Raw genomic sequence first — 8,929 nt, forward strand, 5'->3', positions numbered from 1 at the left:
CACCGCTCTCACAGAAGGCCTGCAGGACCGTGTTGGGGATAGGTGTCTTCGCCCGACGCTGCCCGGCCACCGAGCACCGCTAATACCGGATTAGGTCAGGCGCATGCCGTCGGCGTCGGTGAAGCGCAACTGGGCGCCGGGGTGCGGGCGTTCCTTGCGGACGATCAGTCGCATCGCCTTGGGCCAGCCGGTCAGGCAGTCGCCGTCGAGTTCGGCGACCCAGGCGCCGTCGCGGATCTCGCCGTCCGGCTCGATGGCCGGCGTCCAGACCGATGCCGGGACCTTCAGAACGGCCTGGTGGGTGGCGTCGGTGATGGTCATGCCGACCGAGTAGGACAGCCAGCGGCCGCGGGCGGACAGCCAGTCGAGGAACTCATGGGTGCCCCCGCCCGAGTCGGTGCGGATCAACGTCTGCCGTCCTCGTCGGTACTTCTTCGGCAGCTGCTTCAGGGCGAGCCGGGCGGCTTCGATGTGGTCGGCCGCGGTGTTGCTGCCCGCGTTTCCGGGCCGTAGCAGCCCGGCCACTGGCTCCCCGGAGCCGCCCCGGCCGTGGTCGACGAACCCCATCAGCGGATGGTGGCCGAACGTCTTCTTCCAGGTCGCGGACGCATCCTGCTTCTCGGAATGCGCGATCACCAGCACCCCGTCCAGGTCCACGACCACCTGCCCGGCCGCGTCCGGTGCCGCATCACCGGCCAACGTCCACACGTATTCGCGGACTTGAGCGCGGGCCTGCCGCAGCGCGGTCAGCACACGCTTCCCGCCCGCTGCCAGTGTGTCGATCAGCCGGGACACCGTCGGATCGGAGGCCACCGGCCCGAACACCGACGGTTCGGCCCGCAGCATGCCCACGTCCGCCAGGCAGTCCCCGCCCAGCGCGACCGCGAGCGCGACATCCAGCAGGACCTTGCCCGGATCATGCACTGCCCGCGGCTTGCGCCACGGTGCCAGAGCCCCCGATATCGCCTGTTCCAGACCGGACTTGCGGATCGTCTCCACCAGCAGCACACCGCCGGCCTGGGACACCACCCCGCGGCCATCGCCCTCGACGCGGACACGCGGGTAGAACCCGATACGCTTCTTCACCTGGAGAGTGCTTCTTTCATGCGACGACCTGGACCCTAGACAAGTCCCATCGTTGCAGGTCAGGAGCACTCTTCGCGTTTCCGATCACTTACCGGACGCCCTGCCTCGTGAAAGCACGAGGTTAGCGCGCAGCCGGGACGGCATCCACGACCTCCTCGACGTCGAGACGGCGCGCGCCACGATCGACACTGTCGCCGACCTGAATGCCGCTCTCGAGGACGGCCTCGGCATCTCCGGGCCCGCTGCTCGCCGGGCTATCAAGGCCGCCGCCACCGCGCCCCAGTACACCGGCACCGTCATCACTGCCCGGCAGGCCCGCCAGATCCTCGCCAACCCCCACTTGGTCGTCTACGACAACCCCCATACGCTGCTGATGTGCGTCTACAAGCGCGACAAGGTCCTGTGCCACCGCGGCCTCAAGGACACCCCCAGCCTCGACCAGTGCGTCCCCGCCTGCGCGAACATCGCCCGCACCGATGAGCACGCCGCCGGCCTTCGGTGCCACGCCACGGCACTTGACCAGCAGGCAGGCCATGTTCCCGGCCCGCTGGGCGAGCGTCTGCGCGACAACGCCACCCGGCTGCGCGACCTCGCCGACGTCCACCACCGCACCCGCGCCACTCTCCAGGACGGCACCGCATGAGCCCCGCACCCGACGAACGCGACCGTATCCGCGCGGCCATGGACCGCATCCTGCAGGGAACCGCGCAGCACTCCAACGGCGCGCTGACGATCGTCGCCCTGGCCCAGGAAGCCGGCGTCCCGCGCAACGCGCTCACCCAGCGCCACCTCGACCTCAAGAACGACTTCTACGCAGAGGTCAGGGCGCGCGGGCAGACGCCGCACTCCGAGATCCGTCTGCGCCGGCAGATCGTCAAACTGAAGGAGCTCCGCGCCAAGGACGCCACCGAGCTGGCCCAGCTGCGGACCGACGTCGAGCACCTCGTCCGCACTGTGAACCAACTGACCGCGCACAACCGGCAGCTGCTCCACGCCCTGTCGCAGCCCGACTCCCCGGTCCGGGCGCTGCCGACCCAGCCACATCCAGGACGATGCCACTGAGTCGCTGCCTACCAGGTGGTGGCTTCGCCGCATAGTGCAGCTGACCAGCGAGCGGGACGAAAGGCGTACCCGGCCATCACCACCCGCGGGCTCGGAGGCGGGCCCGCCCTGGCGGGGGAACCATCCGTGGTCAGATACGGCGGGCGGCCCAGACGGTGCGCTCGGTGCGTACCGTCAGGTCGTCGCGGCGCAGGATGCTGTGCGGGCTGCTGGTATCGAGGAGCTGGTCGAGCGCGGTGAGGTCCTCGGGGGAGAGTCTGTCTGCGATGACGCTCCGGATGCGCTGCAGGACGCCGGTGGCGTAGCGGCCGATCGCTTCGCTGCGCGAGCCTTCAAAGTGCACGGCGATGGTGCGTTCGCCCTCGACGGTGAATCCGGCGGCGGTCAGTATCGGGCCCCAGTCGGCGCCGCGGTGGGGCATGTGTTCGGCTTGGCGGCGGTCGGCGGCGTGGACGCGCTCTTCCAGGCCGGGCCTGTCCTCGGGGGCGTTTTCGGGCAGGAAGCGGGGGTGACCGGCCAGTTCGACGACGGCGAACAGGCCGCCGGGCGCGAGCGCGTCGTGGACGTTGCGCAGTGCGCGGTCGGGGTGAGCCATGTGGTGCATCGAGGCCGATGCCCAGACCAGGTCCGGTGAGCCGAGGTCGGGCCAGGCGTCGTCGTCGAGGTCGGTCTGCACGGTGCGTACGCGTTCCTCGACGCTGCGGGTGCACGCCTTGGTGCGCAGGCGCTGCAGGTGTTCGGCGGAGGCGTCGACGGCGGTGACATGCGCGTCGGGGAAGCGGTCCAGGAGGGCGAAGGTGCCCGCTCCCGTGCCGCAGCCCAGGTCCACGATGTGGTGCGGGGCGGTCTGCAGCGGCAGCCATGCGGTGATGGAGGCGGTGTGCTCGGCGAGGACCTCGGCGTCCAGGTCGAGGATCTCCGCCTGGCCGTCCATTGCGTGCTCGTGGTGGTCACCGTGCGAAGCGCCGTGGTGGGGGGTGTGGGTGTGTACGTGGTTCATGCTCTTCACACTAAGGCGGATATGCCCCTGCGGCACGAAGTGTCCCGGTTTACGCAAGATGATGGTCGAGGGCGCTGCCCGACGCGCAAGATGTCACCGCCAGGGAAGGCCGTCGCGCGGCCTCACGGTCACTCGGGAGCGCCTTGGGTGTCGTCGTCGCTGTCGCCCTGGTGGCCGCGGCGGGCGTCGCGGTCGAAGATGCCAAGGATCTCGCAGGGTCCGCCGTCGGCGCCGATCGCGTGCGGCATCATCGTGGGGAACTCGGCGGCCTGGTTGGTCTCGAGGCGAAAGCGGCGGTGGCCGAGCATGAGGATCGCGGTGCCGGACAGGACGACGAGCCATTCGCGCCCCGGGTGGGCGCGCATGCGCGCCGGGTTCTCGGGGGGGCGGTTCGGCCATGCGCTGCCGCACCACGCTCATCCCGGGGTCGGACCGTCGATGTGGTGGTGATCGGCGGGGGCGCCGCAGGGCTGAACGGTGCGCTGATGCTCGCCCGCTCCCGCCGCTCGGTCGTCGTGATCGACAGCGGCACCCCGCGCAACGCGCCGGCCGAGGCCGTGCACGGATTCATCGTCCTGGACGGCACGCCGCCGCCCGAGATCCTTCGGCGGGGGCGGGAGCAGGTGCGCCAGTACGGAGGGCGCGTCGTCTTCGGTGAGGTGGCCTCGACCGAGCTCGCCGCCCCGTCGACTGACGGAGATCTGCGTTTCACCATCGCCCTGGCCGACGGCCGGAGCGTAACCGCGCGCCGCGTCCTGGTGGCCACCGGCCTGCGGGACGTACTGCCCGAGGTTCCCGGGCTCGCCGAGCACTGGGAACACGGCGTGGTGCACTGCCCGTACTGCCACGGCTGGGAGGTGCGCGACGAACCCATCGGCATCCTCGCCACCGGCCCCGCCTCCATCCATCACGCACTCCTCTTCCGCCAACTGACCGAGGACCTGACCTACTTCACCCACGGCACTCACCTGGACGAGGACACCCGCGCGCGCTTCGCCGCCCGCGGCATCCACACCGTGGACACCCCGGTGCGGGAAGTCATCAACAACGAGGACGGCACCCTCGCCGGCGTGCGCCTGGCCGACGGCCAGGTCGTGGCCCGCAGCGTACTCGCAGTCGCCACCCGGATGGAGGCCCGTACCGGGGGCCTGGAGGGCCTGAAGCTGCCGATGCAGGACCTGCCCGGCAACTGGGCCGCGGCTTCGCCTGCGGCATGGCGGGCGCCACCGAGGTGCGGGGCGTCTGGGTGGCGAGCAACGCCACCGACCTTGCCGCCCAGCTCGGCGCCGCCGCAGCGGCGGGCGCCCTGGCTGGCGCCCACATCAACAGCGTGCTGGCCACCGCGGACACCGACTCGGCTCTCGCCGCAGCCCAGGGCGAAACTCCCGCCCTCTGATATCCGGCGCGGCACCGGCCGCCGCACGCCCCCTTCACCCAGCGACCGGTCCTGCTCCGGGGCTGACTCGGCATGCCGTTTTGAGAGAGGAATCCATGAGTACGAACCAGCCTGTACCGGCCACGCCGGCCGGCGGCCGGGGCGCCCCCGACGCGCGTCAACTGCGCACGATCCTGATCACCGTCTCCATCGCCCTGATGGCGGTCATCGCCTCGGTGACCGGGCTGAACGTCGCGCAGACCCACATGGCCGTGGAATTCGGTGCCTCCCAGAGCACGGTCCTGTGGATCATCAACATCTACACCCTCGCCCTGGCCGCGCTGCTGCTGCCGCTCGGCGCCCTGGGCGACCGCCTGGGCCGCAAGCCCATGCTCATCGCCGGACTGAGCGTTTTCGGCATCGCCACCGTGGTCGCGGGCCTGGCTCCGACGCCCGAAGTGATGCTCGCCGCCCGCGTGGCCAGCGGCATCGGCGCCGCCATGATCATGCCGATCACGCTCGCCGTCATCACCTCCACCTTCCCCGAAGAGCAGCGCAGCAAGGCAATCGGCGTGTGGACCGGTATCGCCGGAGGCGGCGGCATCCTGGGCATGTTCCTCTCCGCGCTCCTCGTCGACGTCGCCGACTGGCGCTGGCTGTTCGTCCTGCCCGCGGTCCTGGCCCTCGTGGCCCTGGCCATTACGCTGAAGTCGGTTCCCAACTCCCGCGAGACCTCGGCCCACCGATTCGACACCGTCGGCGCACTGGTCTCCATCATTGCTGTGGTCGACCTCATCTTCGTCCTGCAGGAAGGCCCCGAACGCGGCTGGACCGCGCCCGAGACGCTGATCAGTCTGACCGTCGGCCTCATCGCCACCATCGGGTTCGTGGCCTGGGAGCTGCACCGCCGCGACACCTCCCTGCTGGACGTAGGGCTGTTCCGGGAGCGCGGACTGTCGGGCGGCTCGATCACGCTGCTGGTGGTCTTCGGTGTCCAGGCGGGCATCGGCGTGGTCCTCTTCCCGTTCTTCCAGGCCGTACTCGGCTGGTCGGGACTGCTGTCCACGGTCGCGATGCTGCCCATGGCCCTCGCGATGATGATGGCCTCCGGCCTGGCCCCCAAGCTGGCCGCAGGGATCGGCGCACGCTCGACCATGGTCGTGGGCATCGCACTGGCCGGCGTCGGCATGGCGCTCATGGCGCTGTTCGTCTCCGTCAGCGGCGGCTACCTGTCCGTCCTGCCCGGCCTGCTCGCCATGGGCGTCGGCATGGGCCTGTCGATGACCCCGTCCACGGAGGCCATCACCGGCTCCCTGCCGCGCGAGAAGCAGGGTGTCGCCTCCGCCCTCAACGACGTCACCCGCGAATTCGGCACCGCACTCGGCGTCGCCCTGCTCGGCGCACTCGTGTCCGCCGGCTACCGCAACGCCATCGACGACAAGCTGCACGGCATCCCTCAAAGCTCCGCGGACACCGCCCGCGAGGGCGTCGCCAACGCAGTTAAGGTGGCGGGCACCACCGGCCCGCACGCACCAGACGTGCTCCACGCGGCGCAGCAGTCCTTCGTCGACGGCTGGCAGCAGGCCATGTGGGCAGGCGCCGTCATCATGGGCGCCCTGTTCATCTACATCGCCCTCCGCGGTCCCAAGAACACTCCCCCCGCGGTCGCGGACGAGACAGACCCCGCTGAGGCTGTCTCCGCCGGCTGACCGCACAAGAGCCGGACCACAGCAAGCAGACCGCCCCGCGAACACCGCGTTCACCCCCGACCAGGTAGCCCGTTGAAGTCGAGCTGCCCCTGTCCGGGATCGGAAACGTCGGAAGGTGGTTGCTCCGAGCGAGGCTGCGACCGGAACCAGAGGCCGGTCGCAGCCTCGCTCGTGCTGCGTGCACCCTCTGACCTGCCCCTGGCCAGAGGATCCGTGTGCGTTTGGGATCAACACGCTGTACTTGACAGGGAACACACGCGGTCGGTGTAGAGCTTCGTCGTCAGCTGGCCGCCGCAGCCGCCGAGCAGGAGCCCGCACCAGAACGTGTCGTCGCCGCGCCTGCGTCGGAAGGCGTCCAGCTCGATCGCCTCCAGCGGCAGCATCAGCGGCTCCTCCGAGTCCGCACTTCCCATCACCGCCGTCTGAATTTGCCGCCTGTCACCCTGCACGAACCCCCACCTTTCGTCCCAACTCATCGTGTCAGTTCGGGCGTTGGTCCAACAGGTCATCGCCGGGATCAAGCCATCGCCGCGGTGCACTTCGAGGGCACGGCGGTAGCCGTCCGGCGGCGTCCGACGCTCCACCGGCGCGACGGGGGCGGCCGATTGCGGGGCCGGGTCGGCGGCCGCCGGGGCGGGGCGGCGGTGGGGGCGGCGGTGGGTTCGTGGCGCGGGCGTTGCGCCTGACCGGTTCGTCTCAATCGCCCGCATAGGATGCTCATGTGAACCATTTCGGTCAATTCCGGCGTCGTACGGGTAGTCTCCAGGAGGAGCTGACGCTCCTGGCGCCTCTGGCGCTGATCGCCGTCATCGCCGTGCTGTCCTTCGTAACTCCGGGCCATCTCTACGTCAGCCGCTTTCTCTCACTCGCTCCCGCTTTCGCCGCGTCGTTGTGGCCAGTGGCCGGAACGGTGGCCGTCGGCGGGCTCGCCGTGGCCATCGACGTAGCGGTCGCTTTGTCCTTCGGCCATGTGGACGCGAGGTCGTACACACACTTGTTTACCCTCATGATCATCGTGGGCGCCACCGCCGCGGCCGCCTGCGCCAGCCATGTGCGCCAGAAGCGGGAGCAGGCCCTCGCCGAGGTCAGCTCCGTAGCCGAGACGACCCAGAAAGTCCTGCTGCGCCCCATGCCGCACCGCCTCGGCCGGTTGGACCTTGAGGCCCTGTACCTGGCCGCCGCGGCCCGGGCCCGCGTCGGCGGCGACTTCTACGAAGCACTGGAGACAGCCCGCGGCGTCCGCCTGGTCATCGGAGACGTACGCGGCAAGGGTCTCTCCGCGGTCGGCATGGCCTCAGCGATCGTCAGCTCCTTCCGGGAATTCGCGTACGACGAGCCGGACCTGGCGCGGCTGGCACGCCGGCTGGACGTCAGCATGGGCCGCTACACCACGTTGCTGCCCGGCGACCACACGGAGTCCTTCGCCACGGCCGTGCTCGCTGAGATTCCCGACGACGGATCGGCCGTCGGAATCGTCAACTGCGGACACCCCCCTCCGTTGCTGTTCCACGCGGGAGCGGTCCGCGAGGTCACCCCCACAGCTTCCTCGCCGCCCATCAACATGGGCGCGTTGCTCGGGGAGGACTACCGCATCGACACCGTCTCCTTTGCCGCCGGGGATCAGCTGCTGCTCTACACCGACGGCGTCACCGAGACCCGCGACCGCACCGGCGCGTTCTTCCCGCTGGTGAAGCACGCGGGACAGTGGGACACGGACTCCCCATCCCGGTTGCTCAAGCAGTTGCACAACGACCTGGTCCACTACAGCCAAGACCATCTCGACGACGACATCGCGGCCATCGCCGTCCGCGCGGTGGCCTCCACGGCGTCGGGCAGGGCGTGAAGTTGGCGAGGCGCCGGGCCCGGGACGGGGCGGTCGCACCGCGGAACTGCGCTGCGCCGAAGCCGAAGCCCGCCGTGACGACATCCAGACCGTGCTCGGCTTCATAGCGCCAGCCGCCGCGGCGGCGCCGGCACCGACGCGTCCCGCATGGACGATGTCCTCGCCCGACGCCCCTGAACCCTGCGCGCGCTCCTCACGCGGTCTTCCCCAGCGGGGTCGGGGCTTCGCGGGGCAGCAACCCGGCACCGCTCGGCTCGGGCCCGGCGCACTGCGGCAGCGTGGGACGCTTCGGCCGCCCGGCGCCGCTCGGTACGGGCGGCATTGAGTGGGGCCGGTCCGCCGCCCGGGTCCGGCTCCGGCTCGAGGAAGGCGCGGCGGCTGAGCGCGCGCATCGCGGCGTTCCACGGCATGGGTACTGGTGGGCTCTCGTATTCAACTGTCGTCAGTTGACCTATCTGGCCCCGGAATCACTACTGACCGTGACACTCCTGGCGGGGATCTGGGTCTGGAGCCCCAACCGTTGACGAGAAGTAGCACCGACCTCTGCGCGTCGTAACGGCGATGACGCCGGCGTGTTGGCGTCCGTATCCTCAGGGGGTGAGTCTGATCGAGGCGGTTCCTGGGCAGGTCGAACTCGTCGTTCGGGGGTCGGGGTCGTCGGCGGCCTCTATCCGGTTGTTCGACTGGTCGCGGACAGATGAGTTCGAGGTCGTATTCGCTGTTGAGGCTGTCGATGACGGCCTGCGCGCACGGATCGAGAGAAGGCCGCTGACCTGGACGCGGGCCTGCGGACCGCGCTGCTTGAGCTGGTCGAGCCGGACATGCGCGGGGACCCGATGTCGCCGCTGCGCTGG

The 8,929-nt window shown here is 70.2% G+C and carries 6 protein-coding genes and 3 pseudogenes; 5 read left to right on the plus strand and 4 right to left on the minus strand.

Translation table 11 applies throughout. The features are described from left to right. Nucleotides 1-93: 93 nt before the first annotated feature. Nucleotides 94-1,086, minus strand: a pseudogene (locus tag ACIOHC_RS43485) (IS1380 family transposase); the annotation flags it as partial. Between the two features lie 52 nt (nucleotides 1,087-1,138). Between ACIOHC_RS43485 and ACIOHC_RS43490 the strand changes: the two are divergent. Then, nucleotides 1,139-1,729 (plus strand): hypothetical protein, encoded by a 591-nt coding sequence (locus tag ACIOHC_RS43490; protein ID WP_401846967.1) that lies wholly within the window; start codon nucleotides 1,139-1,141, stop codon nucleotides 1,727-1,729. Further along, on the plus strand, nucleotides 1,726-2,148 hold the full coding sequence (locus tag ACIOHC_RS43495; RefSeq protein ID WP_351085986.1) for a hypothetical protein: 423 nt from the start codon (nucleotides 1,726-1,728) through the stop codon (nucleotides 2,146-2,148). Before ACIOHC_RS43490 ends, ACIOHC_RS43495 begins: the two co-directional genes overlap by 4 nt. Before the next feature lie 130 nt (nucleotides 2,149-2,278). Here the strand turns inward: ACIOHC_RS43495 and ACIOHC_RS43500 are convergent, their stop codons facing one another. Both ACIOHC_RS43500 and ACIOHC_RS43505 read right to left on the minus strand, forming a co-directional pair. Continuing rightward, nucleotides 2,279-3,148 carry a class I SAM-dependent methyltransferase gene (locus ACIOHC_RS43500; protein ID WP_401846970.1) on the minus strand — a complete coding sequence of 290 codons (870 nt, stop codon included), beginning with the start codon at nucleotides 3,146-3,148 and terminating at the stop codon, nucleotides 2,279-2,281. 128 nt (nucleotides 3,149-3,276) lie between these two features. After that, a pseudogene (locus tag ACIOHC_RS43505) lies at nucleotides 3,277-3,583 on the minus strand (cupin domain-containing protein); the annotation flags it as partial. Nucleotides 3,584-3,633: 50 nt separating this feature from the next. Between ACIOHC_RS43505 and ACIOHC_RS43510 the strand changes: the two are divergent. Further along, nucleotides 3,634-4,544 (plus strand): annotated as a pseudogene (locus ACIOHC_RS43510) (NAD(P)/FAD-dependent oxidoreductase). A gap of 95 nt (nucleotides 4,545-4,639) precedes the next feature. Further along, nucleotides 4,640-6,232 (plus strand): MFS transporter, encoded by a 1,593-nt coding sequence (locus ACIOHC_RS43515; protein WP_401846972.1) that lies wholly within the window; start codon nucleotides 4,640-4,642, stop codon nucleotides 6,230-6,232. 227 nt (nucleotides 6,233-6,459) lie between these two features. On the opposite strand, the gene ACIOHC_RS43520 is transcribed toward ACIOHC_RS43515, so the two are convergent. Next, nucleotides 6,460-6,615 carry a hypothetical protein gene (locus ACIOHC_RS43520; RefSeq protein WP_351085993.1) on the minus strand — a complete coding sequence of 52 codons (156 nt, stop codon included), beginning with the start codon at nucleotides 6,613-6,615 and terminating at the stop codon, nucleotides 6,460-6,462. Nucleotides 6,616-6,953: 338 nt separating this feature from the next. Between ACIOHC_RS43520 and ACIOHC_RS43525 the strand changes: the two genes are divergently transcribed. After that, complete coding sequence (locus ACIOHC_RS43525) at nucleotides 6,954-8,075, plus strand: PP2C family protein-serine/threonine phosphatase (RefSeq protein WP_365694774.1); 1,122 nt, start codon at nucleotides 6,954-6,956, stop codon at nucleotides 8,073-8,075. Nucleotides 8,076-8,929 lie beyond the last annotated feature (854 nt).

This window comes from Streptomyces sp. NPDC088252 (genome assembly GCF_044740965.1).
Lineage (GTDB): Bacteria > Actinomycetota > Actinomycetes > Streptomycetales > Streptomycetaceae > Streptomyces.

Coding starts and splice junctions, on each gene's coding strand:
- ACIOHC_RS43515 (WP_401846972.1), top strand. CDS start 4,640: ATGAGTACGAACCAGCCTGTACCGGCCACGCCGGCCGGCGGCCGGGGC.
- ACIOHC_RS43520 (WP_351085993.1), bottom strand. CDS start 6,615: ATGCTGCCGCTGGAGGCGATCGAGCTGGACGCCTTCCGACGCAGGCGC.
- ACIOHC_RS43500 (WP_401846970.1), bottom strand. CDS start 3,148: ATGAACCACGTACACACCCACACCCCCCACCACGGCGCTTCGCACGGT.
- ACIOHC_RS43495 (WP_351085986.1), top strand. CDS start 1,726: ATGAGCCCCGCACCCGACGAACGCGACCGTATCCGCGCGGCCATGGAC.